The organism is Mycobacterium sp. NGS66 (assembly GCF_059812225.1).
The window spans coordinates 439567-463746 of record NZ_JCALCG010000002.1 but is presented as its reverse complement, the minus strand read 5'-3'; the positions used below and the strand labels follow the sequence as shown (position 1 = coordinate 463746).

Genomic DNA, 24180 nt, shown 5'->3' with positions numbered 1-24180 from the left:
CTTAGCGTCCGTTGATGTTGCACACCGGACCAACGCACATCGTCGAGGCAAAGACGATGGTGCCGACAAACCACAGCACGAACAGCGCCGCGGCTACGCCGATCATCACCTTGCGGTATGTCTCGAGCGGTTCGCGCCGCTGACTTATTTGGCCGTACTCGTCGACGGTCAGGTACTGGCGGCGCTCCCCCCCGATTGCCGAGATCAGCAGCCACACAGGCGCCCATATGCAGCCACCGCAGAGGGAAAGAATGGTCAGTACCAAATGCAGGACGTGGTTGACCGGCTTGCCCACGAGCACAACGGCCGTCCAGTCATGACGATCCACCAGGCGTCCACCCTCGCCGACAAACCCAGCGATCGCCTGGTCGAGCAGCTTCGTGCGCTCTTGCGGAGAAGACGGTTCACGGAACCCCTGAAGGCTGTCGTTCGTCCCCATCCGACCTGCGGCTCCTACGTCTACGTCTCCAAGCGCATATGAACGCTGCCGTTGGGCTTGTCGATTGGAGCGTACGTGCCTGCGGAGTTCTAGCCGCCAAATAGCCTACAAGCTAGCGCGATGCCGGACCGTTCGATGCGTGTCAACGCAAGCTGAAGTCGTGAATCCGGCTCGGTAACGAGGGTCGCTGAGAATCAGCTTGCCAGGCGCATGGCCCGGGACGGGGAAGTCGACCGTACCCACCACGCTGCGCCGTCGTCTTCAGCTAGATCGAAGGCGATCTCCTCCAAGCTGGCCCGTAGATCGGCGGAGATCTCACCAATGCCATATGAAGTGACCGTGGCGATCAACTCGTCGACCATGGGGTTCGTGCGAAGGGAGTCAGTCGTCATGACTATTGATACTGAGGCCAGCGACTGTGTGCGTCCTGTGAGCCGAGCTTACCTGGATCGAAGAATATGCTGAGAATTCGCTGAGCGAACGGAGCCGGCACCGCTCAGTCTCAGCTCGCTGGATCGCCTTGGCAGTGGGTGTGGTCTTTCAGGACGCTTCCGCCACGGGCATTTGCCAGGGCCGCGGCTTCCGCGTCATCACGGGTCGGACCCCATCCTCCGTAGTACTTGCTCTTCGGCGCGTTGAGGGCGAGCGCGACGCACCCGCCCTGGCCGCTGGCCAACAGTCGACAGTCGCTGATGGTCTTGCGACACTCCTTCATCACCGTCTGCTCGGCGGCGCCCTGGCTGCTAGCGCCCAAGGTGACCTTGATTTGGCCCGTCGAGTCGGATATCGCCATCGCTATCCAGTCGTCATCGGCCTGGGCCGCGGGCGCTGCTGCGAACGCCATGCCGAGTCCGACCGCGACTGCCGCTACCGCTTGTTTCTTCATGGGCTTCCCAGGATTCCGCGCTGTGCCGTCGTGGCGCAGGTAGACGCAATGCGACCAATCCTCGCCGGTTGCGGACTGCGGCGCGACCGCTCAGGGAACCGTTAGCCACGCAGGTGCATCATTTGGCGCATCCGCCCCATCGGCCACAACGCACGGGGCTGGGCCTGCGCTCACGCGCCGGCAAAGTGCCGCCTGCTCCCGCCGAACCGATGGAGCGCCCGTCCCAATGCGGTCAGCGACAGAGTTGGGAACGTCGTGCGGCGATGGTCCCGGTGTCGTGCTCTGTTGTCAAGGAAGCCCTTAGGAGCGGTGCGATAGCCCAACTCGAGGGGGTCGATCTCGATGAAAAGCGGATCGGCACTTGTCTGCGTCCAGGCAACACCGGCAAGTGCGGCGGACGGCGGCTCTGGCGCGACAACGCTGTTGGGAGTGCCGAAGGGGGTGAACTCGTGAGCTCGCAGCATTGCGTCCTCCTTGATACCGATGTGTGACGAATGCGTGATAAAAGCCTCGGCCGGGGGCGTTGACGAATCCTTGGAAGATTCTTGGGACGAGCCGGCCCGCGGAGGGCTCGCGGCCGGCCGCTTCCGACGCCGGCAGCATGCGGCTCGATGCGTTAAGGATCTTTTAAGGATGCGTCAAGGGGCTGTCGCAATTGTTTGTCTCAGCACATCAACCCACCGACTCCCAAGGAGTGAAACAACATGAACAACAACCGCATCCGCACCATCGTCCGCACCGCAGTGGGCTCGAGCCTGATCGCCTCGGCTCTCGGCCTGTCTGCTCTCGGATTCACCAGCGTGGCCAACGCCGCCCCGACGGACAACGCCCCCAAGGCGGTGTACTGCCAGGTCTACGACCGCAACGGCGTGCCGATCTACTGGTACTGGGGCCCCTGCCGCTAACCGGCCGACCCCACGAATTTGGACCCAGCTCTTACGGGCTGGGTCCTTTCGTATGTGAGCAGCTCCGCCGCGAACGTCCGCGTCTCTACCTGGCAAGGCCATCCGGCGACTAGCCGCGATCGTTTTGCGTTTCCAACTCAGAGTCGGGCATGTATTGCCAGACCAACTCGTCGCTTCCGGGCGTCTTAGGGTCGCAGGACATGGCGCGCCCGCTCGCGTCCTGCGTGGCAGCGTGCAGCACCGAGCACGCCTCGCCCCGGGTCGGGGCGTTGAACCAAAGAAAACCGATCCCTATTGCAGCGATGACCGCCACGACCAACAAGACCGTCGCCAACCGGAGGTACGCGACCCTCTTACTGATGGTCTTCGTCTCTGCTGCGGTTGCCACGATTGGTCCTTCGATCCCTCAAGCTGCGCGACGCCTTAGGATTCTAACGAATTCGCTGCCCTGATCAGCGATCAACGGCTTCATCCGTATCGGACCAAGTGGCCCAGGTCTTAGGCGGCGAATAATGTTTTGCCAGCCAATAGAATTAGGGCCATTATGCTACGGGCTGCCAGGTGGGCCCCAACTCGAAGGTTCGCCGCGGTCGATTGTCAACAAGGGGAGCGGAAAGCATGAAGCTGGCGGAAGCGTTGGCGCTGCGCGCAGATTCGGCACGCCGGATCGAGCAGCTACGCAGCCGGGTCGTGAGCAATGCCCGCTTCCAGGAGGGCGAGGAGCCTGCCGAGGATGCCGTCTCGCTGCTTGCCGAGGCCGGCGAGGTGCTCAACCAGTACGAAGCGCTGATCAGGCGGATCAATCGCACCAACGCCGCCACCGCGATCGGCGCGGACGGGACGTTGACCGACGCCCTGGCCCGTCGAGACGCACTGCGGCTGCGACACTCCGTGCTCACCGCTGCCGCAGATGCAGCCGCGGGCAAGGGCCAGCCCGGGTACGCGCGTCAGTTGCGTTCCGAGCTGAAAATGCTGTCCGCGTTGCCAGTTGCCGAGTTGCGAGCACAGGCCGACGACGTCGCCCGCGAGCTCCGCGAGCTCGATGTGCGAATCCAACGCTCCAACTGGGAGGTAGAGCTGCTGGACTGATCGGACCGACGTGGAGCAGGTAGTTGTCGCGAAGGCGTGCACAAGCCCCTGACCGGCGGGCCAAGCCGGTCTCCTGGCGCACGGAGGGCAGTGCAGAGGGTTCGATTCCCTTCTTCACACCGCAGCCCCGCATTGCGCACAGGTGACTGCGCACGGCGCATGGCGCACCACCGGGTGCAGATTCGCGACGACGAGGGTGGGCAAGGGGCCCAGTCGGTGTCTAGCTACAGGTCCAACAGCGCGGTCTGCGGCGCCTCGATCAGATCGCGCAGCTCGCACAGGAAACGGGCGGCCTGGGCCCCGTCGGCCACGCGGTGATCAAAGACGCAGGTCAGCGTCATCGTCGGTCGCGCAACCACCACGCCGTCAACCACCACCGGGCGTGCCTTGATTGCCCCCATACCCAGAATCGCGGCCTCGGGATGGTTGATCACCGGCGTTCCGTCGTCGACGCCCAGCGCCCCGAAGTTCGACACGGTGAACGTCGAGCCCCGCAGCTCCGCCGGGGTGAGGCTGCCGTCGCGTGCGCCGGCGATCAATTCGGCGGTGCGACAGGCTAGTTCACGCGTCGTCTTGTTCTGGGCGTCGGTGATCACCGGAACGAGCAGCCCCCGCTGGGTGGCGACGCCAAAACCCAAATGCACGGCGCGGTGCATATGCACCTGTGGACCGTCGGCCGCGTCGGTCCAGGTTGCGTTGAGAATCATATTGTGGGTCAACGCGATAACGCCTAGGCGCAGCGTCAGCACGAAAGGCGTGATCTCCTGGCCCCGGTCACGGAACTGCTCGCAAAGCCTCAGCAAATCCGTGCAGTCAACGGTCACACTGACCCGTGCGTCCGGAATCTCGTTGTGGGACAACGTCATTTTCTCCGCCATCCGCGCCTGCACACCATGCACCGGCCGCACCTCCGGTTCGGTTCCGGAAGCGTGAGCAGCGGCCAGCACGTCGGCGCGGGTGATCACTTCGCCCGCGCCGCGCTGCAGCGAAGCCAGGTCGACCGACAGCTCCTTGGCCAGCTTGCGCACCGGCGGAGCGGCCAGCGGCCGGTCGCGCCGTCGGCTCGAATCGATGCCGGCGTCGGCTCCGTAGCCCACCAAGGTGGGCGGCGACGACGTATCCGGCGCCTCGCCGTTGGGCGCTTCGACCGCCGCGGTGTCGATACGGACCAACACCGCGCCAACTTTGAGCACATCGCCTGCGCTGCCGCGCCTTTCGACGATCCGACCGCAGTACGGGCTCGGAATCTCGACCTCTGCCTTAGCCGTCTCCACTGAGCACAAGACCTCGTTGAGTTCGACGTAATCGCCGACCTCGACGTTCCAGTACGACACCGTCACCTCTTCGAGTCCCTCACCGAGGTCGGGAACCCGGAACGACTTGACCCCGTCCTGCGCGACGTCCGCGCTCACGGAAGCTCCAATGTGCGCCGGACGCAGTCCAGCAACCGATCCGGACCGGGCAGCCACAGGTGCTCCAACCGGGCCGGCGGGTAAGGAGTGTCAAAACCGCAGGCGCGCAACACCGGCGCCTCGAGCTCGTAGAACATCTCCTCCTGGATCCGCGCGGCCAGGCCGGCTCCGTAGCCCAGGCTGCGCGGTCCCTCGTGCATCACCACGCAGCGCCCGGTCCGGTGAATCGACGCTGCGATGGTGTCGAAGTCCAACGGAACCAGCGATCGCAGGTCGATGACTTCGATGCTCCAATCATGTTGCTGTGCAGCTGTTTCGGCGGTAGCCAGCGCGGTGCTCACCAGGGCACCGTAGGTGACCACGGTGACGTCGTCGCCGGGCCGACGCACCACTGCCTGGCCGATCGGTGGCTCGGGACACGCGGTATCGACCGTGCCACGGACCTGATAGCGACGCTTGGGTTCCAGATACATCACCGGGTCCGGACACTTGATCGCGTACCGCAACAGCCAGTAGGCGTCGGCGGGGGTCGACGGGACCAACACCTTCAAACCAGCGGTGTGCGCCCAGTACGACTCGGTGGAGTCCGAATGATGTTCGGCCGCACCGATACCACCGAACGACGGTATCCGGACCGTCACCGGCATGTTGACCTCGCCGCGGGTGCGGGTGCGGTATTTCGCCAGATGACTGACCACTTGATCGAACGCGGGGTAGGAAAACCCGTCGAACTGGATTTCGGGCACCGGCACGAAGCCGCGTAGCGCCAGCCCAATCGCGATCCCGATCAGGGCGGACTCTGCCAGCGGCGTGTCGAAACAGCGGTTCTCGCCGAATGTTTCGGCCAGGCCCTCAGTCACCCGGAACACTCCACCGTCGACCGAGACGTCCTCGCCGAACACCAGGACCCGGTCGTCGGCGGCCATGGCGTCGTGCAGGGCGCGGTTGAGCGCCTGCACCATGGTCAGCGACTGCGCGCCGAGTTCCACCCTGGGGGTTTCGTCCGGCCTGGCCGGCGGATCAGCGAGTTGGGTCATCGCTCCTCCTCAATCGGTCCGGGCCAGTTCGTCGCGCAACTGCTGCCGCTGCGCTTGCAATCCAGGAGTGATTTCGGCGTACACGGTGGTGAACACCTCGTCGATATCGAAATCGGGCGCATCGAAGACGGCATCGCGCAGTTCGGCCCGCATTCTCTTGGACCGGGCCGTGACCCGTTCGTCGAGGCGGTCCGACCACACTCCCCTGCCCTGCAGATAGGTGCGGTAGCGGGGAACCGGGTCCAGTGCGGCCCACCGGTCCACTTCCTGCTGGGTGCGGTATCGGCTGGGATCGTCGGCCGTGGTGTGCGGGCCGAGCCGGTAGGTGACTGCTTCAATCAACGTCGGGCCCTGGCCCGTCCGGGCCCGCGCGGCGGCCTCGGCCATCACCGCATAGCACGCCAACACGTCGTTGCCATCCACCCGGATACCGGGCATGCCGTAGCCAATAGCCTTGTGCGCGATGGACGGCGCCGCCGTCTGCCGGGATACCGGCACCGAGATCGCCCACTGGTTGTTCTGCACGTAGAACACGCAGGGCGCGTGGAACACCGCCGCGAAGTTCAGTGCCTCATGCACATCGCCTTCGCTGGTGGCGCCGTCGCCGATAAAGGCGACGGTGACCGAGTCTTCACTTAGCCGCTGGGCCGCCATCGCCGCGCCGACGGCATGCAAAGCGTGGGTGCCGACCGGAACCGATATCGGAGCGCAGCATTTCTTGGTGAATTCCAGCCCGCCGTGCCAGGTTCCGCGCCACGCCGCCCCGACATGTCCCGGCGGGATACCGCGCACGAGGTAGACACCCAGTTCCCGGTACTGCGGAAACAGCCAGTCGGTCTTGCGCAGGCACGCCGCAGCGCCGACCTGGGCGGCTTCTTGGCCGCGGCATGGCGCGTAGAGCGCCAGCTGCCCCTGACGCTGCAGGCTGATGAACTCGCTATCCAGCTCACGAGTGACCACCATCATCTCGTAGAGCCAGCACAGTGTCTCCGCGGGAAGGTCGCGGCTGTAACGGCATTCGTTCGTCGGCGTCCCGTCCGGGGCGACGAGTTGCACCGGCTCGAGGCCGACCGTCGCCGGCGTCTGTGAATTCCCCGCCATACCGCCCATTCCTTCGCTTCGGCGCGGGTGTTGCGGCGGGCCTTGACCAAGGCCTAGCAAAAATCCGGACCGCGAGCTGCCGCGAGCCGGGGCGGGCCATTGTCGAGTTGATCAGGCCCAAACCGCTCGGCTCACCGCAACACGCGCGCACTGTCAATTATGCGCTCAAATCGCAAGACAGTGCCGCGAACGACGACAGCGCCGCAGCCGTGTCGCAACCATTAGGATCGTCCGGGCGGATTGGCCCCGGCAGCGCTGTCGCTGCGCTCGACGCTGACCGGCCAGCAACCTTCAGCCGGACGCCGGTTCTCCCGCGCGCCGCAGCAGCATTTCGGCGTGCTTGAGCACCGGGGAGTCGACCATCTGCCCGTCGAACGCGAACACGCCGCGCTCGGTTTTGGCGGCGGCCAATACCCGCCGCGCCCAGTCGAGTTTTCCGTCGCTGGGCCGGTATGCCGTGCGCACGACCGGGATCTGACTCGGGTGGATGCACACCGTGGCGTCGAACCCTACCGCCACGGCGTCATCGGCCTCGGCTTGCAAACCCTCGACGTCCTGGATGTCCAGATGCACGGCGTCCAGCGCAATCCGGCCGAACGCGGACGCCGCGAGCAAGATCGTCGAGCGGGTATGACGGGTCACATCTCGATAACTGCCGTCGGCCCGCCGGCTGGAGCTGCCGCCGAGGGTGGCGATCAAGTCCTCGGCGCCCCACATCATTCCGACCGTGCCTTCGGCCGCTGCGATCTCGGCGGCGAACACCACCCCCCGAGGGGTTTCTACCAACGCGATGACGGACCGCGGCGCAAGGGCGGCCACCTGGGCAGCCGATTCGGACTTGGGAAGCATCACGGTGGTGTAGGCGGTGTCGGCCAGGACGTCCAGGTCGGCGGCTTGCTCGGCGGTGCCGGTCGCGTTGATGCGCACCACCGTGCGCTCCGGGTCCAGCGGGGTGTCCCGCAATGCCTTGCGGGCGGCGGCCTTATCGGCTGCCGCCACGCCGTCTTCGAGGTCGAGGATGACCACGTCGGCGGCTGCGGCGGCCTTCGAGAACCGCTCGGGCCGGTCGGCTGGACAAAACAGCCAACCCGGACCCAAGGCACGCAGGTCATGCACGTTCATCGGGCTCCTCTGCACTGGGCCGCTTTTGCACCAGTGTGGTCCGCGTCGCGCGAGCAACCACGTCGCCGTGCTGATTGCGCCCGATGTGCTCCAGCGTGACGATGCCTTCGCCGGGCCGGCTCTTCGATTCCCGCTTGCCGGTGCACGTGGTTTCCGCGTACAGCGTGTCGCCATGGAAAACCGGTTTGGGAAAAGACACCTCGGAAAAACCGAGGTTGGCGACGATGGTGCCCAGCGTCAGCTGGGCAACCGAAAGCCCGACCAGCGTCGACAGGGTGAACATCGAGTTCACCAGCCGCTCACCGCCAAAGCCCGGCTGCTCGGCGGCCCAGGCCGCGTCGAGATGCAGCGACTGGGTGTTCATCGTCAGCGTGGTGAACAACACGTTGTCGGCCTCGGTTACCGTACGGCCGGGCCGATGCAGGTAGGTGGTGCCGACCTCGAACTCTTCAAACCACAAGCCCCGCTGGACAACCGTTTTCCCCGCGCCGGTCGGTCCGCTCACGACAGCCCCAGCGATCGCGCGATCAGCATCAGCTGCACCTCCGTGGTGCCCTCGCCAATCTCGAGGATCTTGCTGTCGCGGTAATGGCGGGCCACCGGGTACTCGTTCATGAAGCCATAACCACCGTGGATCTGGGTGGCGTCGCGGGCGTTGTCCATCGCGGCCTCCGAGGAGACCATCTTCGCGATCGCGGCCTCCTTCTTGAAAGGCTTGCCCGCCAACATCTTTGCCGCGGCATCGTAGTAGGCCGTGCGGGCGACGTGCGCGCGTGCCTCCATCCGCGCGATCTTGAAGCTGATCGCCTGATAGGAGCCGATGGGCTGGCCGAACGACTGGCGTTCCTTGGCGTACTTGACGCTCTCGTCGACGCAGCCCTGCGCGGCACCGGTCGCCAGCGCGGCGATCGCGATGCGGCCCTCGTCGAGGATCGACAAGAAGTTGGCGTAGCCGCTGCCACGCGGGCCCAGCAGGTTCTCCTCCGGCACGCGTGCGTCGGCGAAGGACAGCGGGTGCGTGTCCGACGCGTTCCAGCCGACCTTGCTGTAAACCGGTTCCACGGTGAATCCCGGTGTGCCGCTGGGCACGATGATCGCTGAGATCTCCTTCTTACCCTCAGCGATGGTTCCGGTGACCGCCGTGACGGTAACTAGCGATGTGATGTCGGTGCCCGAGTTGGTGATGAATTGCTTGCTGCCGTTGATAACCCACTCGCCGTTTTCCAGACGCGCCGTGGTTCGGGTGCCGCCGGCGTCGGAGCCCGCTCCCGGCTCGGTGAGTCCGAAACCGGCGAGCCCACGGCCGGCGACCAGGTCCGGGAGCCACTTCTGCTTTTGCTCCTCGGTGCCGAACCGGTAGATCGGCATTGCACCGAGACCGGTCGCGGCTTCCAGCGTGATGGCCACCGACTGGTCGACTTTCCCAAGTTCTTCCAACGCGAGCGCCAGCGCGAAGTAGTCGCCGCCCATGCCGCCGTACTCTTCCGGGAAGGGCAGGCCGAACAGTCCCATCTCGCCCATCTTGGCCACGATCTCGTACGGAAAGCTGTGCTCTTCATCGTGTTTGGCCGACGCCGGCGCGACGACGGTGCGCGCGAAGTCCGCCACCGTGTCACGCAGGTCCTCGTATTCCTTGGGCAGCGTGCCCGTGAGGGTTGTCGTCATGTTCCTTGATCCTCTTCTGTTGCATCCGGGACCAGCCGGGCCAGCACCTGGTCCACCGTCACCTGATCCCCGACCGACACCAAAATCTCCACCCGTCCCGAAACCGGCGCCGCGAGCGAATGTTCCATCTTCATCGCCTCGACGACGACCACCACGTCGCCCTCTGCCACCTCGTCACCCGAACCGACCGGCACGGCGATCACACTGCCGGGCATGGGACTGACGACCTCGGCGGCCCGCTCGCCCGCAGTCCGGTGAATCTTCTGCTCCTCGGCCTCCCTGATATGCCAGGTTCCCCGTTCGTCGGCGATCCACAGGTGACGGTCGGCCTCGGCCCATCGGTATTCACGTCGCAGCCCGTCCAGCGTCAGGGTCAGCCGACCGCACTCGACTTGCGCACTGGCGGAACGGATTTCGCCATCGCCGACTTGGACGGTCGCGCTGCCGGGAAGCCCCCACACCGATACCGTCTCGGTACGCAACGCGGTTTGCATGGCCGTGCGCACCGCGGCGGTGACGCCGCCGACGCGCCATCCCGTCGGCGCCGCCCACAGGCTGTCCGTGGCGCGTCGAGCCAGCGCCCATTGCACGTACATACCTGCGGCGGCGAATACATCGTCGGGCGCCGGCCGCGGCGTGAAGTCGGCCAGTCGCTCGTCCAACAACGCGGTGTCCAGGTCGCCGGCGCGCACGCGGTCGTCATCGAGCAGAAACCGCAAGAACTCGACATTGGTCTGCACACCCAGAACGGCGGTCTGCGCGAGCGCGTTATCGAGGCGCGCCAGCGCCTGTTCTCGGTCCTCGCCATACGCGATGACCTTGCTCAGCATGGGGTCGTAATCGCTGCCGACCACCGTGCCGGCCAACAGCGACGAATCCACGCGGACTCCCGGCCCCGACGGCTCGAATACCTCGAGCACCCGACCGCCAGTGGGCAGGAATCCCCGCCCCGGGTCCTCGGCATACACCCGCGCCTCGATCGCGTGCCCGGTGAGGCGAATGTCGTCCTGGGCGAAGGGCAGCTTCTCGCCGGCCGCCACCCGCAGTTGCCACTCGACCAGGTCCAGCCCGGTGATCGCCTCGGTCACCGGATGTTCCACCTGCAGACGGGTGTTCATCTCCATGAAGAAGAACTCGTGCGCGCGCTCGGCGGACACGATGAACTCCACCGTGCCGGCGCCGACGTAGTCGACGCTGCGGGCGGTGTTACAGGCCGCCGCTCCGATCCGCGCCCGGGTCTGCGGGTCGAGCAGCGGCGAGGGGGCCTCCTCGATGACCTTCTGGTGACGCCGTTGCAGGCTGCACTCACGCTCGCCGAGATGCACCACGTTGCCATGCGTGTCGGCAAGCACCTGCACCTCGATATGCCTGGGCCGCAACACAAATCGTTCCAGGAACAGCGTGTCGTCGCCGAACGAGGACGCCGCCTCACGCCGGGCGCTCACCAACGCCTCACGCAGCCGCGCCGGATCCTGGACCATGCGCATGCCCTTGCCGCCACCGCCGGCGGACGGCTTGACCAGCACCGGGTAACCGATCTCGTCGGCCGCGGCAACCAGCTCGTCATCCGTCAGCCCCGGTCTGGCCACTCCTGGCACCACCGGAACGTCGAAGGCGGCGACGGCGTTCTTGGCGGTGATCTTGTCGCCCATCACCTCGATCGCACGAGCGGGCGGTCCCAGGAAGACGACGTCGGCCCGTTCGCAGGCCGCAGCGAAATCGGCGTTCTCGGAAAGGAATCCGTATCCGGGATGGATGGCCTGCGCGCCGGTCTGCGTCGCGGCGCCGATCACCTTGGCGATGTCGAGGTAGCTGTCGCGGGCCGGGGCGGGGCCCAGCCGCACCGCGGTGTCCGCTTCGAGCACATGCCGGGCCCTGGCGTCCGGGTCGCTGTAGACCGCGATCGACCGGATGCCCAGCCGGCGCAGCGTCCGGATCACCCGCACCGCGATCTCGCCGCGATTGGCCACTAAAACGGTGTCGAACATCTCGTCACATCCGGAAAACGCCGTAGGAGACCGGCTCCATCGGAGCATGCGCGCAGACCGAAAGAGCAAGTCCGACACATGTTCTGGTATCGGCCGGGTCGATGATGCCGTCGTCCCACAGGCGGGCCGTCGAGTAATAGGGGTTGCCCTGGTCTTCGTATTGAGCCCGGATGGGAGCCTTGAACGCTTCCTCCTCGTCGGGCGACCAAGGCTGGCCGGCCGCGGACAACTGCTCCCCGCGCACGGTAGCCAACACCGATGCGGCCTGCTCGCCGCCCATCACCGAGATCCGCGCGTTCGGCCACATCCACAAGAAGCGCGGGGAATAGGCTCGTCCGCACATCGAATAGTTGCCCGCGCCATAAGATCCGCCGATCACCACCGTCAGCTTGGGGACTCGGGCACACGCCACCGCGGTGACCATCTTGGCGCCGTGTTTGGCGATGCCGCCGGCCTCGTAGTCGCGGCCGACCATGAACCCGGCGATGTTCTGCAAGAACAACAGCGGGATCCTTCGCTTGTCGCACAGCTCGATGAAATGGGCACCTTTCAAAGCGGATTCGCCGAACAGCACGCCGTTGTTGGCGACGATCCCGACCGGATGGCCGTGGATACGCGCGAAGGCCGTCACCAGCGTCTTGCCGTAATTGGCCTTGAACTCACTGAATTCGCCACCGTCGACCAGTCGCACCACGACCTCGTGCACGTCGTAGGGCACCCGCGGGTCGGGGGGCACGACATCGTAGAGCTCGCTCTGGGCGTGCCTGGGCTCGACCGGGCGACGGACGTCCCACTGGGCGGGCTCGCGCGGCCCGAAGGTGGCAGCGATCGAGCGAACGATCCGCAGTGCGTGCTCGTCGTCGTCGGCGAGGTGATCGGTGACGCCGGATACCCGCGAGTGCAGATCGCCGCCGCCCAGCTCCTCGGCCGTGACGACCTCGCCGGTGGCGGCCTTGACCAATGGCGGGCCGCCCAGGAATATCGTGCCCTGCTCGCGGACGATGACGGCCTCGTCGCTCATCGCCGGCACGTAGGCACCGCCCGCCGTGCAGGAGCCGAGCACCGCGGCCACTTGCGGAATTCCCTTGGCGCTCATGGTCGCCTGGTTGTAGAAGATCCGTCCGAAGTGCTCGCGGTCGGGAAACACCTCGTCTTGACGCGGCAGAAATGCGCCGCCGGAGTCGACCAGGTAGATGCACGGCAGCCGGTTCTGCAGCGCGACTTCCTGTGCGCGCAGGTGCTTCTTGACCGTCATCGGGTAGTAGGTACCGCCCTTGACCGTCGCATCGTTGGCGACGATCACGCACTCGCGCTGCGACACCCGCCCGATGCCGGTGATGATCCCGGCACCCGGCGACTCGTCGCCGTACATGCCGTTGGCAGCCAGCGGGGCGAGCTCGAGGAACGGACTGCCCGGATCGAGCAATCGGTCGACGCGTTCGCGCGGCAACAGCTTGCCGCGGCTGACGTGGCGTTGCCGCGCGCGCTCGTTGCCGCCCAGAGCCGCGGCGGCCAGTTTGGCGTTGAGCTCGCCGACGAGACGACGGTGCTCGTCGGCGAACAGCGGTGCGGCGGTTGCCGTCGTCACGGCGCCGCCACTTGAATCGCAAGGGGCGGTTGGGTTTTGGCGATCACCTCTTCGACCGACACCCCTGGGGCGGTCTCGATCAGGTGCAGCCCGTCATCGCAGACGTCGATGACGGCGAGCTCGGTGACGATGCGGTTCACACACGCCACGCCGGTCAGCGGCAGCGTGCACCGTTCGAGGATCTTCGGGCTGCCGTCCTTGGCGGCGTGTTCCATCATCACGATCACCTTGCGCGCTCCGTGCACCAGGTCCATCGCGCCGCCCATCCCCTTGACCATCTTGCCGGGGATCATCCAGTTCGCCAGATCACCGGCGACCGAAACCTGCATGGCCCCAAGCACAGCCACGTCCAGATGCCCGCCGCGGATGATTCCGAACGAGGTCGACGAACCGAAGAACGCGGCACCCGGCAGCGTGGTGACCGTCTCCTTGCCCGCATTGATCAGGTCGGCGTCGAGGTTCTCCCGCGTCGGATACGGGCCCACACCGAGGATCCCGTTCTCCGAATGCAATACGACATGCACGCCGTCGGGAATGTGGTTGGGGATCAGTGTGGGCATTCCAATGCCGAGGTTGACGTACTGGCCGTCCTCGAAGTCCGCGGCCACCCGTGCGGCCATGCCTTCCCTGGTCCAGCTCACCGCACTGTCTCCTTTTCGATCCGCTTGGGCGGGTTGGGTACGTGCACCACCCGCTGCACGAACACCCCGGGAGTGTGCACGGTGGCCGGATCGATTTCGCCGGGTTCGACGAGGTGTTCGACTTCGGCGATCGTGATCCGTCCGGCCGGGGCGCATTCGGGATTGAAGTTGCCCGCGGCGTAGCGGTACACCAGGTTGCCGTGCCGGTCGCCCTTCCAGGCGTGCACCAGCGCGAAGTCGGTGCGGATGCCCCGCTCGAGAACATACGTGACACCGTCGAATTCGCGAGTCTCCTTCGGCGGCGACATCACCGCCACCGCGCCCGACGCGTCGTAGCGCCACGGCAATCCGCCGTCGGCGATCTGGGTGCCGACCCCGGCCGGCGTGAAAAAGGCCGGTATACCCATGCCGCCGGCTCGTAGCCGCTCCGCCAGAGTGCCCTGCGGAGTCAGCTCCACCTCGAGCTCGCCCGACAAGAACTGACGCGCGAACTCCTTGTTCTCCCCCACATATGACGAGATGGTGCGGCGAATTCGCTTGTGCTGCAATAGCACTCCAAGTCCAACGCCGTCGACGCCGCAGTTGTTCGACACCGTCTCGAGATCGGTGACGCCACGGTCGGCGAGCGCGGCAATCAGCGCTTCGGGGATACCGCAAAGGCCGAACCCTCCGACCGCCAAGGACGACCCGTCGGTGATGTCGGCAACCGCCGCTGCGGCGGTAGCAACCACTTTGTCCATTACCCGGGCCTCCGATTCAGTTAATCTTCATTAACTGGCGCTGAGGATACCATTGCCCGCTGCGCGCGTCCAGAGACCCCGGGTTCCCGCCGGTGCTCAGTGCTCTCCCCGCAGGTACTCGATGGCCTGTTGACGCATTTCCACTTTGCGGACCTTGCCGGTGACGGTCATCGGGAATTCGTCGACGATCCGCAGATAGCGCGGGATCTTGAAGTGCGCGATCTGGCCACTGCAGAACTCGCGCAACTGCTCGATGGTCAGCCCGGCCGCCCCGTCGCGCAGCTTGACCACCGCCATCAGCTCCTCGCCGTAACGCGCGTCCGGCACCCCGATGACCTGGGCGTCGACGATGTCGGGATGAGTGTAGAGAAACTCCTCGATCTCGCGTGGAGAGATGTTTTCCCCGCCGCGGATGACGATGTCTTTGATCCTGCCCATGATCTGGACGTAACCGCACTCGTCCATCGCGGCCAGGTCACCGGTGTGCATCCAGCCGTCGGTATCGATGACCTCGGCCGTCTTCTCCGGGTCGTTCCAATAGCCGGCCATCACCGAGTAGCCGCGGGTGCAGAACTCGCCGGCCTCGCCGCGGGGAACGGTCTTTCCAGTGCCCGGGTCGATCACCTTGATTTCCAGGTGCGGGCCCACTCGCCCGACGGTGCCGACGCGCCGCTCCAGCGAGTCGTCCCGACGCGTCTGGGTTGACACCGGTGAGGTCTCGGTCATGCCGTAGCAGATCGAGATGCCCGCCATGTGCATGCGGTCGATCACCTTGCGCATCACTTCGACCGGACATGACGAGCCGGCCATGATTCCGGTGCGCAAGCTGTCGAGTCGGTAGTCGGCGAAGTCGGGCAGACCCAGCTCGGCGATGAACATCGTCGGCACCCCGTAGAGGCTGGTACAGCGCTCATCCTGGACGGCGCGCAGAGTGGCGGCAGGCTCAAAGCCGGGAGCAGGAATCACCATGCAGGCGCCGCGGCTGGTGGCCGCCAGATTGCCCATCACCATGCCGAAGCAGTGGTAGAAGGGCACCGGGATGCAGATCCGGTCGACTTCGGTGTACTCGAGCAGCTCGCCCACCAGGTAGCCGTTGTTGAGGATGTTGCGGTGGCTGAGCGTGGCGCCCTTCGGGGATCCCGTTGTGCCAGAGGTGTATTGGATGTTGATGGGATCGTTGGGGTCCAGCGCGGCCGCGATGTTCGTCAGCGCGGTCAGGTCCGCCTCGGTCGAGGTCAGCTCTGCCCATCGGTCGCTTTCCATCAGCACCACGTCGAGCAGGTCCGGGCACTGTGGAGCGACTTCGGCGAGCGTCGCCGCGTAGTCCATGGTCTTGAAACTTGAGGCGGCGATCACCATCACCACCCCGGATTGCCTTAGCGCATACTCCAATTCGCGGCTCCGGTAGGCCGGATTGATGGATACCAGAATCGCGCCGATCTCGGCGGTCGCGTACTGGACGAGCGTCCATTCCCACCGGTTCGGTGCCCAGATGCCGACGCGATCACCGGTGCCGATCCCGGCGCGCAACAGGCCGGTCGCAAGTCGGCGGACGGCGGCGAGCAGTTCGGCATAGGTCCATCGCCGGCCCGCCCATACGTCGACGAGCGCGTCGCGGTGCGCGAATTCCGCAGCGGTGGTGGCCAAGTTGGCGCCAATAGTGCTCTCGAGCAGCGGAGGTTGGCTCGGTCCCCGGTCATAGGACAGCGGGCGAGGCTGTTGAGCTGCTTGGGTGGCCACGGTTCCTCCGCCTGCGCTCACCGTGTGAATTGAGTTAATAACACATAACTCGTGCTACGTTAGTGACGATTAACCGAAGTGTCCAGGACGAGCCAGCTGGAGGTCCACGGTGACAGCCTCCGCCCCGGACGGCCGGCAGGGTTCTGCCGAAGTTCCAAATCGGCGCAGCCAGTTGAAGTCCGACCGGCGACTGCAGCTGCTGGCGGCCGCCGAACGGCTGTTCGCCGAACGCGGCTTCCTAGCGGTGCGCCTGGAAGACATCGGTGCGGCCGCGGGTGTCAGCGGTCCGGCCATCTATCGGCATTTCCCCAACAAGGAATCATTGCTGGTCGAGTTGCTGGTCGGGATCAGCGCCCGGCTACTCGCCGGTGCCCGAGAGGTCACGGAAAATCGTCGCGACGCCGCCGCGGCGCTGGACGGCCTGATCGATTTTCATCTGGACTTCGCACTGGGCGAACCGAACCTGATCCGGATCCAAGACCGAGACCTTGCCCACCTGCCCGCGTCGGCTCAGCGCCAGGTGCGCAAAGCCCAGCGGCAATACGTGGAGATCTGGGTGGGGGTGCTGCGCGAATTGAACCCCGAACTCGCCGAAGCCGACGCCCGGCTGATGGCCCATGCCGCCTTCGGACTGCTCAACTCGACCCCGCACAGCATGAAATCGGCCGATGGCGGGAAGGTGGGTGCGCCGCGTTCGCGCGCCGTCATGCGGGCGATGACGATGGCGGCGCTATCGGCCAGCGGTTGATCGGGCCAGACATCAGCGCGCGCTGCCAGGAAGAACTCACCGAGGCGCCCGTCGCAGGTACCCTGCAATCCATGAGGTGGGCATGACCGAACCGCGTCGTCCGGAGTGGTCGGATGCCTCTCAGGCGGCGTCTGACGTGAGCGCTCCTCAGGAACAGCCTCACGTCGACCCCGCCTACGCCGAGCAGGCACCATATGCGCAGTCCTACCCCGGCACCGGCGCTCAATGGGCATCGAATCCTACCGGGGCGAACCCGACCCTGGAACTGCCCGCGTACTGGCGAGAAGAGCAGGCCCTGGCCGGCGGAATGCCTCGGGGAGAGCCAACACAGCCGCTGCCCGAAGGGCCGAAATCACCGCGTTGGTTGTGGTTCCTGGCGGGCGCATCGGTGATGCTGGTCGTCGGCCTGGTCATCGCCCTGTTTTTGGCGAACGGCGCGGTCAAGACGCAGACCGCCGTGCCGCCGCTGCCCGCCATGCCGGAGTCGAGTTCGGCTGCGCCGTCGCGGTCGGCAGCGCCGTCGACCACGCGGCGCCCCCGGATTCTGCCGCCGCCGACGGGGGCGCCTACCGAGACGACGACGGGACCGGCCGTCATGCAAAGCGTTGTCTACAACGTCACCGGCGACGGCCGGGCAATCAGCATCACCTACATCGACACCGGCGATGTCATGCAGACCGAGTTCAATGTCGCGCTCCCGTGGAGCAAAGAGGTCAGCCTGACCAAGTCGTCCCTTCACCCACCGATCCTCACGGTCATCAACATCGGCCACAACGTCACCTGCACGCTCACGGTGGCAGGGGTCCAGGTGCTGCAGCGCGAGGGCGTGGGGCTGACCATCTGCAACGCTCCACCGAGCTAGGTCGGCTCGTCGACGGTGACACGTCGCGGCGGGACTCGAACCACCAGCATCGCCAGGATTCCTGCTACCAGGACCACCGCGATTCCACCCATGCCGGCACGCGGGACGCCGAAGATGTCGACGAATACGGAGAAGAGCGTCGGCGCCACGAACTGCGCCGCTCGTCCGGTCATCGTGTACAGGCCGAAGGCCATCCCCTCCTGGCCTGCCTTGGCCATGTGCAGCAGCAACGTGCGCGACGACGACTGAGCGGGTCCGATGAACAGGCACAAGAGCAGTCCGCACGCCCAGAAGGCCGCCCGACCGGACAGGCACATCAAGGTGATGGCGACGCCGAGGATCATCAGCAGCGATCCGATGATGACCGGCTTGGACCCGATCCGGTGGTCGGCGAAGCCGCCAAGCACCGCTCCCACCGCGGCCACCACGAGGGCCGCGACACCGAATATCAAGACATCACCTCGTGAGACGCCGTAAACGCTGACACCCAGGACCGCGCCGAAGCCGAAGATCGCCGAGAGGCCGTCCCGGAAGAGCGCGCTGGCAACGAGGAAGTAGACCAGGTTACGGTCGCGCCGCCATTCCGTCCTAACCTGGCTCCACAGCTTGCGGTAACCGGCAACGATGTTGGTTTGCTGCGGTCCCTCGTTGGCGTCGGGCAAACGCTGTGCAACGAGTAGCAATGGCAGGGCTGACACGGCCAACCAAGCGGCGGCAAGAAGCATCGCTATCCGGACGTAGAGCCCGTCGTGGACGGGCACGTGCAGCAGGCCGCGCTTGTCGCCTTCGCCGTAAAACAATCCGAAGTAGGCCAGCAGGAGCAGCAGGGCGGTGCCGCCGTAGCCCGCCGCGTAGCCGAAGCCGGAGATGCGGCCTGACGTTGCGGGCGTCGAGAGTTGGCGCAGCATTGCGTTGTACGGGACGCTGGCCAGGTCGGTGCACGCCGCCGTGCCAGCCATCAGCACCAGCCCGACCCAAAAGTAGAGGGGCTGGGGGCGAATTAGATACATCGCGGTGGCCAGTACCACAGCCATGCCGGTCAACATGCTCAACGCAACCCGCCGGCGGTGCGGCGATTCCACCCACACGCCAATGCCCGGCGCCAGCACCGCGATCGTCAGCCCGGCGACCGCCGCCGCACGGCCCAGCCAGCTCTCCGGCTTAGTGCCGCCGGCGATGCCAACGCCCACCGAACTGGTCAGGTAGACGGAGAACACGAAGGTCGTCACGATTGCGCTCAACCCGGTGGTCCCGGAGTCCCACAGCGCCCAGGCAGCAACCCGAGACCGCGCGACCGTGGCTGACGCCGGCTGGCTCATGCCGGGGACTCTATTGATTGGCAGACGACCCGCTGCGCCCGGCTACGCCGCGCTTGCGATCGCTGCGTATTGATCGGCATGACGACCCGCCGCGCCCGGCTACGCCGCGCTTGCGATCGCTGCGTATTGATCGGCATGACGACCCGCCGCGCCCGGCTACGCCGCGCTTGCGATCGCTGCTTATTGATCGGCAGACGACCCGCCGCGTATTGGGGTGGGCGTCTGCGAGCTACGCATAGCTGTTGCACTGGGTAGTGAGGGCTTCCAGCGTGTAGCGACGGCTTTGAATGTGAATTCACGGCGTTCGCTGTGCGTGTAGGGCGGACATCGGCGCGAATTCCCGCCCAGGTCTCACTCGCGAAGCCGACGATTCACGCTCGACGCCGACGATTAACACCGAAAGCCCTGGCCTCACACTGAAAGCCCTAAACGACAGAAGGGCAGCGTCAATCGGCGGGGCGCGAGCATCGCCCCAAGAATCGCGCTGCGCCAGCCAAGCCCGGCTACAAGATCACCTCGTAGCACGCCCTGTCTACGATTGGCGCATGCCGATCCCCGCTCCCAGTCCCGAGGCCCGCGCTGTTGTGACCGGAGCTTCGCAAAATATCGGCGAAGCGCTGGCCACCGAACTCGCGGCCCGCGGACACAACCTGATCGTCACGGCGCGACGCGAGGACGTACTCACCGCCCTGGCCGCCCGGCTGGTCGACAAATACCGCGTCGCCGTCGAAGTGCGACCCGCCGACCTGGCCGACCCCGAGGAACGGGCAAAGCTGTGCGACGAGTTGGCCAATCGTCCCGTCTCGATCCTGTGCGCCAACGCGGGGACGGCGACTTTCGGTCCCGTCGCGAACCTCGACCCGGCCGGGGAAAAAGCTCAGGTACAGCTGAATGCCGTAGCGGTGCACGACCTTACGTTGGCGGTACTGCCGGGCATGATCGACCGCAAGGCCGGCGGAATCTTGATTTCCGGTTCGGCGGCAGGCAACTCGCCGATTCCTTATAACGCTACTTATGCCGCGACGAAGGCGTTCGCGAATACGTTCAGTGAATCGTTGCGCGGCGAACTGCGCGGTTCTGGTGTGCATGTCACGCTGTTGGCGCCGGGTCCGGTGCGCACCGAGCTACCCGACGAGTCCGAAGCCTCCCTGGTCGAACGACTGGTGCCCGACTTCTTGTGGATCTCAACGGAACACACCGCCCGCGTGTCACTGGATGCGTTGGAGCGCAACAAGATGCGCGTCGTGCCGGGCTTGACGTCCAAAGCCATGTCAGTGGCAAGCCAGTACGCTCCGCGTGCCATCGTGGCGCCGATCGTGGGCAGCTTCTACAAGAAGCTCGGCGGATAGCGACTATTTCCGACGGCGGCGCCCGGTGCCGAAAATGTTGCGGGTGATCTCACGCACGCTGGTGTTGATGGCACTCTTCACGGTCGGATTCTTCAGTACCTCTTCCCACAACGCGGGATCCTTGTGCTGCTTGGCCGGTTTCGGCATCGGCGGCACCTCGGTGTCGGTTGGCGACGGCGCAGAATCGGCGCTGGGCTCCTCCGACGAGGGCGGTCCCGCAGCCTGTTTGGCCCGCAGCATCTCGTAGGCCGCGTCAGAGTATTCGGTCTGGCTGTACCTTGCATGCAATGGACTGGCTTGGGCCGCGGCACTGACGGCGTCGGCGCCGATGGCGCCCATCAGCGAACGAGGCACCCGCATGCGGGTCCACGCCACCGGCGTCGGTGCGCCCTTCTCAGACAGCACCGTGACGACGGCCTCACCGATACCCAACGATGTCAGCGCCGATTCCAGGTCATAGACATCGGTTTTCGGATAGGTGCGCACCGTTCTGCTGAGGGCCTTTTGATCGTCAGGCGTGAATGCCCGCAGCGCGTGTTGCACGCGAGCACCCAATTGGGACAGCACGTCGTTGGGCAGATCCGTCGGCAACTGGGTGCAGAAGAACACCCCGACGCCCTTGGAGCGAATCAGCTTGACGGTTTGCTCGACCTGTTCGAGGAAGGCCTTGGACGCGTCGGCGAACAACAGATGCGCCTCGTCGAAGAAGAACACCAGCTTGGGCTTGTCCACGTCACCTACCTCGGGCAGGCGCTGGAACAGGTGAGCCAGCACCCACATCAGGAAGGTGGAGAACATCACCGGGCGCAACGTCTGGCCGCTGAACTCGAGCAGCGAGATGACGCCGCGACCCTGGTCGTCCACGCGCAGCAGGTCATCGGGATCGAGCTCGGGTTCGCCGAAGAAGGTATCTGCGCCCTCCGCTTCCAGGTTGACCAGGGCGCGCAGGATGACGCCGGCACTGGTAGCTGAAACCGCCCCAATCGATTTCAGCTCGGCCTTGCCCTCGTCGCTGGCCAAATAGCTGATGACCTCGCGCAAGTCCCTGAGCCTAAACAGCGGATACTTCCGCTGCTCGGCCCAATGGAAGATCAGCCCTAGGGTCGATTCCTGAGTGGCATTGAGGCCCAACACCTTTGACAGCAGGATCGGCCCGAAGCTGCAAATTCTGGCCCGCACCGGGACAGCTGTGCCACCGGTGCCCAGCGACAAGAACTCCACCGGGAATCCAGTCGGTTGCCAGTCGTCGCCGGTGTCCTTGGCTCGCGCGGCGGTCCTGTCGTTGGCCTCACCCGGCCGCGACAGACCGGACAGGTCGCCCTTGACATCGGCCATTACCACCGCCACACCCGCGGCACTGAGCTGCTCGGCGATCAGCTGCAGCGTCTTGGTCTTGCCCGTTCCAGTGGCTCCGGCCACCAGACCGTGGCGGTTTATGGTGGCCAGCGGAATACGGATCTGGGCGCTCGGATCGGCTTCACCGTCGACGACGACCGTGCCCAATTCCAGCGCTTGGCCTGCTACCGCATAACCTGCCGCGATGCGCTTGGCGGGTCCGCCGCCGTCAGCCGCCGATTCGGTGCTCATGCTGCCGCGCCCCTCTTTCCGCCTGGTTCGGTGTCAACTCCGGCAAAGCCTCACCCTACTTCCTCAGGGGGAAGCAGGGCGAAGCCCGGCGTGCGCCTACTGTAGAGCGCTGTGCGCGACGAATTGGTGTGGATCGACTGCGAGATGACGGGCTTGGATCTCCGTTCCGACAAGCTCATCGAGATCGCGGCCCTGGTCACCGACGCAGACTTGAACATTCTCGGCGAGGGAATCGACGTGGTGATTCACGCAGACGACGCCGCGCTCGCGTCGATGATCGACGTGGTCGCCGAGATGCACTCGCGCTCCGGGCTGATCGACGAGGTAAAAGCGTCCACAGTCGACCTGGCGACTGCCGAGGCGATGGTGCTCGACTACGTCGGCGAGCACGTCAAACAACCCAAGACCGCCCCGCTGGCGGGTAACTCGATAGCCACCGATCGCTCGTTCATCGTCCGCGACATGCCCCAACTGGACTCATTTCTGCACTATCGAATGATCGACGTCAGCTCCATCAAGGAACTCTGCCGGCGCTGGTATCCGCGGATTTACTTCGGCCAGCCGACCAAGGGGCTCACCCACCGCGCACTTGCCGACATCCACGAATCCATCCGTGAATTGCAGTTCTACCGGCGCACCGCATTCGTGCCGCCCCCCGGGCCGTCTACCAGCGAAATCGCTGCTGTTGCCGCCGAACTGCAGAACAGTTCGGGCACAGCGGAATCAATCGATTCGGCCGACGAGCCACCCACCCGCTAATATCGACGTCGCCGCTCGTTGGTTCGCTGCGATATGCAGGGAACCGGCTCGCGGCCACGGTGGCTGTAGTTCAGCTGGTAGAGCACCAGGTTGTGATCCTGGGTGTCGCGGGTTCGAGTCCCGTCAGCCACCCCATAGATCAGAGGGTATTTTCTTCCTCTGGCCTGTTACTACCGAGACCCTTTGCAACGCTATTGCACCCTTAAGCCGGCGCACAGCAAGGCGAGCCGCCAATTCTCCAAAATGGGCTGCATAAACGCCGTAAGCTCTCCGACCGAGTGACGCACTCTATAGACAGCGAAGGGAAGTTGAAGGATGCGAACACGTCTGTGGGCCGCAAGATGCTTGCTGGCCCTAGTCGTAGCTGGGTCGTTGGCGGGATGCATGATGCCGTCCAAATCGGGAGCGGGCGCAACGGGCTCGTACACGATGCACCAGCCGAACGCAGCCTCTTCGCCGGATGCTGCCGCCCCTTCGGGGTCAGCAGTGCGTGATGGCAAGTTTGAATTTCAAGTACTCGATATCACGCAGGCAAACGAGGTCGCCGACCCTAGCGGCAACCCGTACAGCGAACCAGTCAAGGCGCAGGGCGTTTTCTACCTGGTCACGCTCTCTGTAAAGAACATTGGCGACAAACCACAGACCTACTTTGCGTCGAACCAGAAACTTATTGACTCATCAGGGCGCCAGTACGGCGCGCACTTCCAGGCCGAGCTGATGATGGGTCCGAACAATGCGAGTGCTGACATCAATCCGGGTCTCTCGCTTCAGGTTCGCGTGGCGTTTGATGTCCCGCCCGGCACAAATGCGAGCAAGTTGCAGTTGCACGACTCGGCGTACTCGGGCGGTGCGACGGTTCTGCTGTCATAGGCAAACAAGCGAGTTTGCCAATCCTGTGGCGGCTAGCGACGGTCCCAGCTGCGTTTCCGCTTGTGGCGCGAACGCATTGTGCTGCGACCTACACGCATCCTGTTGCGTTTGCGAGTGTTGCCAGCAGACGTCAGATGCCAGGGTTACGCTCCCCACACTCCGGTATCCCACAACCGGCACGGAGGTGGCACGGCTGCGGCGATCCCAAAAGCGGGATCGTGGAAATTACCGGCCCTAGCAATGGCTGGTACACGTTCACCGGCACGGTCGCGGTGCGCGTCAAGACTTGCTCCCGAACCATTACGTCCCGGTCGAACGTGGCGCGTGGCGCAT

25 protein-coding genes and 1 tRNA gene are annotated in these 24180 nt (G+C 65.3%); 8 read left to right on the top strand and 18 right to left on the bottom strand.

From position 1 onward, the window contains the following. Position 1: 1 nt before the first annotated feature. From AC5Y2L_RS06650 to AC5Y2L_RS06635, 4 genes are all read right to left on the bottom strand, one after another. Positions 2–439 carry a hypothetical protein gene (locus AC5Y2L_RS06650; RefSeq protein ID WP_499934010.1) on the bottom strand — a complete coding sequence of 146 codons (438 nt, stop codon included), beginning with the start codon at positions 437–439 and terminating at the stop codon, positions 2–4. A gap of 194 nt (positions 440–633) precedes the next feature. Continuing rightward, complete coding sequence (locus AC5Y2L_RS06645) at positions 634–831, bottom strand: hypothetical protein (protein ID WP_499934009.1); 198 nt, start codon at positions 829–831, stop codon at positions 634–636. A 110-nt stretch (positions 832–941) separates the two neighbouring features. Continuing rightward, on the bottom strand, positions 942–1325 hold the full coding sequence (locus AC5Y2L_RS06640; protein WP_499934008.1) for a DUF4189 domain-containing protein: 384 nt from the start codon (positions 1323–1325) through the stop codon (positions 942–944). A 170-nt stretch (positions 1326–1495) separates the two neighbouring features. Next, a complete protein-coding gene (locus AC5Y2L_RS06635; protein WP_499934006.1) occupies positions 1496–1789 on the bottom strand; it encodes a hypothetical protein in 294 nt (97 codons plus the stop codon). 240 nt (positions 1790–2029) lie between these two features. On the opposite strand from AC5Y2L_RS06635, the gene AC5Y2L_RS06630 reads away from it, so the two are divergent. After that, positions 2030–2230 (top strand): hypothetical protein, encoded by a 201-nt coding sequence (locus tag AC5Y2L_RS06630; RefSeq protein ID WP_499934004.1) that lies wholly within the window; start codon positions 2030–2032, stop codon positions 2228–2230. A gap of 109 nt (positions 2231–2339) precedes the next feature. Here AC5Y2L_RS06630 and AC5Y2L_RS06625 read toward each other — a convergent pair whose 3' ends face one another. Continuing rightward, on the bottom strand, positions 2340–2618 hold the full coding sequence (locus AC5Y2L_RS06625) for a hypothetical protein (protein WP_499934003.1): 279 nt from the start codon (positions 2616–2618) through the stop codon (positions 2340–2342). Positions 2619–2848: 230 nt separating this feature from the next. Between AC5Y2L_RS06625 and AC5Y2L_RS06620 the strand changes: the two genes are divergently transcribed. Continuing rightward, positions 2849–3319, top strand: a complete 471-nt coding sequence (locus AC5Y2L_RS06620) for a DIP1984 family protein (protein ID WP_499934002.1) — start codon at positions 2849–2851, stop codon at positions 3317–3319. A 224-nt stretch (positions 3320–3543) separates the two neighbouring features. Here AC5Y2L_RS06620 and AC5Y2L_RS06615 read toward each other — a convergent pair whose 3' ends face one another. From AC5Y2L_RS06615 to AC5Y2L_RS06565, 11 genes are all read right to left on the bottom strand, one after another. Further along, positions 3544–4731 (bottom strand): dihydrolipoamide acetyltransferase family protein, encoded by a 1188-nt coding sequence (locus tag AC5Y2L_RS06615; RefSeq protein ID WP_499934000.1) that lies wholly within the window; start codon positions 4729–4731, stop codon positions 3544–3546. Then, positions 4728–5768: a 3-methyl-2-oxobutanoate dehydrogenase subunit beta gene (bkdB, locus tag AC5Y2L_RS06610; protein WP_499933999.1), complete on the bottom strand. Its 1041-nt coding sequence runs from the start codon at positions 5766–5768 to the stop codon at positions 4728–4730. Before bkdB ends, AC5Y2L_RS06615 begins: the two co-directional genes overlap by 4 nt. Before the next feature lie 9 nt (positions 5769–5777). Then, entirely contained in the window at positions 5778–6869 is a 1092-nt protein-coding gene (pdhA, locus tag AC5Y2L_RS06605) for a pyruvate dehydrogenase (acetyl-transferring) E1 component subunit alpha (RefSeq protein ID WP_499933997.1), read from the bottom strand. Between the two features lie 291 nt (positions 6870–7160). Then, the gene (locus tag AC5Y2L_RS06600) at positions 7161–7991 is read right to left on the bottom strand and encodes an HpcH/HpaI aldolase/citrate lyase family protein (protein WP_499933996.1); all 831 of its coding nucleotides are present in this window, start codon (positions 7989–7991) and stop codon (positions 7161–7163) included. Further along, on the bottom strand, positions 7978–8511 hold the full coding sequence (locus AC5Y2L_RS06595; RefSeq protein ID WP_499934276.1) for a MaoC family dehydratase: 534 nt from the start codon (positions 8509–8511) through the stop codon (positions 7978–7980). The genes AC5Y2L_RS06600 and AC5Y2L_RS06595 overlap by 14 nt, the downstream gene beginning before the upstream one ends. Further along, positions 8493–9656, bottom strand: a complete 1164-nt coding sequence (locus tag AC5Y2L_RS06590; protein ID WP_499933994.1) for an acyl-CoA dehydrogenase family protein — start codon at positions 9654–9656, stop codon at positions 8493–8495. Before AC5Y2L_RS06590 ends, AC5Y2L_RS06595 begins: the two co-directional genes overlap by 19 nt. Continuing rightward, positions 9653–11644 carry an acetyl/propionyl/methylcrotonyl-CoA carboxylase subunit alpha gene (locus AC5Y2L_RS06585; RefSeq protein ID WP_499933993.1) on the bottom strand — a complete coding sequence of 664 codons (1992 nt, stop codon included), beginning with the start codon at positions 11642–11644 and terminating at the stop codon, positions 9653–9655. Before AC5Y2L_RS06585 ends, AC5Y2L_RS06590 begins: the two co-directional genes overlap by 4 nt. Positions 11645–11648: 4 nt before the next feature. Further along, on the bottom strand, positions 11649–13232 hold the full coding sequence (locus AC5Y2L_RS06580) for a carboxyl transferase domain-containing protein (RefSeq protein ID WP_499933991.1): 1584 nt from the start codon (positions 13230–13232) through the stop codon (positions 11649–11651). Continuing rightward, positions 13229–13873, bottom strand: a complete 645-nt coding sequence (locus tag AC5Y2L_RS06575) for a CoA transferase subunit B (RefSeq protein ID WP_499933990.1) — start codon at positions 13871–13873, stop codon at positions 13229–13231. Before AC5Y2L_RS06575 ends, AC5Y2L_RS06580 begins: the two co-directional genes overlap by 4 nt. Continuing rightward, a complete protein-coding gene (locus AC5Y2L_RS06570; RefSeq protein WP_499933989.1) occupies positions 13870–14613 on the bottom strand; it encodes a CoA transferase subunit A in 744 nt (247 codons plus the stop codon). The genes AC5Y2L_RS06575 and AC5Y2L_RS06570 overlap by 4 nt, the downstream gene beginning before the upstream one ends. Before the next feature lie 96 nt (positions 14614–14709). Then, a complete protein-coding gene (locus AC5Y2L_RS06565; protein ID WP_499933987.1) occupies positions 14710–16353 on the bottom strand; it encodes an AMP-binding protein in 1644 nt (547 codons plus the stop codon). A 109-nt stretch (positions 16354–16462) separates the two neighbouring features. Here AC5Y2L_RS06565 and AC5Y2L_RS06560 point away from each other — a divergent pair, with 109 nt between their 5' ends. Next, the gene (locus AC5Y2L_RS06560) at positions 16463–17101 is read left to right on the top strand and encodes an SACE_7040 family transcriptional regulator (protein ID WP_499933986.1); all 639 of its coding nucleotides are present in this window, start codon (positions 16463–16465) and stop codon (positions 17099–17101) included. Between the two features lie 82 nt (positions 17102–17183). Next, a complete protein-coding gene (locus tag AC5Y2L_RS06555; protein WP_499933985.1) occupies positions 17184–17963 on the top strand; it encodes an MmpS family transport accessory protein in 780 nt (259 codons plus the stop codon). Here AC5Y2L_RS06555 and AC5Y2L_RS06550 read toward each other — a convergent pair. Next, complete coding sequence (locus AC5Y2L_RS06550) at positions 17960–19282, bottom strand: MFS transporter (RefSeq protein WP_499933983.1); 1323 nt, start codon at positions 19280–19282, stop codon at positions 17960–17962. The two genes, AC5Y2L_RS06555 and AC5Y2L_RS06550, sit on opposite strands and share 4 nt — an antisense overlap. A 545-nt stretch (positions 19283–19827) precedes the next feature. Here AC5Y2L_RS06550 and cmrA point away from each other — a divergent pair. After that, complete coding sequence (gene cmrA, locus AC5Y2L_RS06545; protein ID WP_499933982.1) at positions 19828–20631, top strand: mycolate reductase; 804 nt, start codon at positions 19828–19830, stop codon at positions 20629–20631. Between the two features lie 3 nt (positions 20632–20634). Here the strand turns inward: cmrA and AC5Y2L_RS06540 are convergent, their stop codons facing one another. Further along, entirely contained in the window at positions 20635–22218 is a 1584-nt protein-coding gene (locus tag AC5Y2L_RS06540) for a helicase HerA-like domain-containing protein (protein WP_499933980.1), read from the bottom strand. A 111-nt stretch (positions 22219–22329) separates the two neighbouring features. Here AC5Y2L_RS06540 and orn point away from each other — a divergent pair, with 111 nt between their 5' ends. The 3 genes from orn (at position 22330) to AC5Y2L_RS06525 (ending at position 23847) form a co-directional block, all read left to right on the top strand. Next, on the top strand, positions 22330–22977 hold the full coding sequence (orn, locus tag AC5Y2L_RS06535; RefSeq protein ID WP_499933979.1) for an oligoribonuclease: 648 nt from the start codon (positions 22330–22332) through the stop codon (positions 22975–22977). Positions 22978–23036: 59 nt separating this feature from the next. Next, positions 23037–23112 (top strand) — tRNA-His (locus AC5Y2L_RS06530). 351 nt (positions 23113–23463) lie between these two features. Further along, positions 23464–23847 (top strand): DUF4352 domain-containing protein, encoded by a 384-nt coding sequence (locus tag AC5Y2L_RS06525; protein WP_499933978.1) that lies wholly within the window; start codon positions 23464–23466, stop codon positions 23845–23847. The last annotated feature ends 333 nt before the right edge of the window (positions 23848–24180 follow it).

Coding starts and splice junctions, on each gene's coding strand:
- AC5Y2L_RS06600 (WP_499933996.1), bottom strand. CDS start 7,991: ATGAACGTGCATGACCTGCGTGCCTTGGGTCCGGGTTGGCTGTTTTGT.
- AC5Y2L_RS06570 (WP_499933989.1), bottom strand. CDS start 14,613: ATGGACAAAGTGGTTGCTACCGCCGCAGCGGCGGTTGCCGACATCACC.
- AC5Y2L_RS06650 (WP_499934010.1), bottom strand. CDS start 439: ATGGGGACGAACGACAGCCTTCAGGGGTTCCGTGAACCGTCTTCTCCG.
- AC5Y2L_RS06645 (WP_499934009.1), bottom strand. CDS start 831: ATGACGACTGACTCCCTTCGCACGAACCCCATGGTCGACGAGTTGATC.
- AC5Y2L_RS06640 (WP_499934008.1), bottom strand. CDS start 1,325: ATGAAGAAACAAGCGGTAGCGGCAGTCGCGGTCGGACTCGGCATGGCG.
- AC5Y2L_RS06555 (WP_499933985.1), top strand. CDS start 17,184: ATGACCGAACCGCGTCGTCCGGAGTGGTCGGATGCCTCTCAGGCGGCG.
- bkdB (WP_499933999.1), bottom strand. CDS start 5,768: ATGACCCAACTCGCTGATCCGCCGGCCAGGCCGGACGAAACCCCCAGG.
- cmrA (WP_499933982.1), top strand. CDS start 19,828: ATGCCGATCCCCGCTCCCAGTCCCGAGGCCCGCGCTGTTGTGACCGGA.
- AC5Y2L_RS06635 (WP_499934006.1), bottom strand. CDS start 1,789: ATGCTGCGAGCTCACGAGTTCACCCCCTTCGGCACTCCCAACAGCGTT.
- AC5Y2L_RS06585 (WP_499933993.1), bottom strand. CDS start 11,644: ATGTTCGACACCGTTTTAGTGGCCAATCGCGGCGAGATCGCGGTGCGG.
- AC5Y2L_RS06540 (WP_499933980.1), bottom strand. CDS start 22,218: ATGAGCACCGAATCGGCGGCTGACGGCGGCGGACCCGCCAAGCGCATC.
- AC5Y2L_RS06590 (WP_499933994.1), bottom strand. CDS start 9,656: ATGACGACAACCCTCACGGGCACGCTGCCCAAGGAATACGAGGACCTG.
- AC5Y2L_RS06620 (WP_499934002.1), top strand. CDS start 2,849: ATGAAGCTGGCGGAAGCGTTGGCGCTGCGCGCAGATTCGGCACGCCGG.
- AC5Y2L_RS06630 (WP_499934004.1), top strand. CDS start 2,030: ATGAACAACAACCGCATCCGCACCATCGTCCGCACCGCAGTGGGCTCG.
- pdhA (WP_499933997.1), bottom strand. CDS start 6,869: ATGGCGGGGAATTCACAGACGCCGGCGACGGTCGGCCTCGAGCCGGTG.
- AC5Y2L_RS06550 (WP_499933983.1), bottom strand. CDS start 19,282: ATGAGCCAGCCGGCGTCAGCCACGGTCGCGCGGTCTCGGGTTGCTGCC.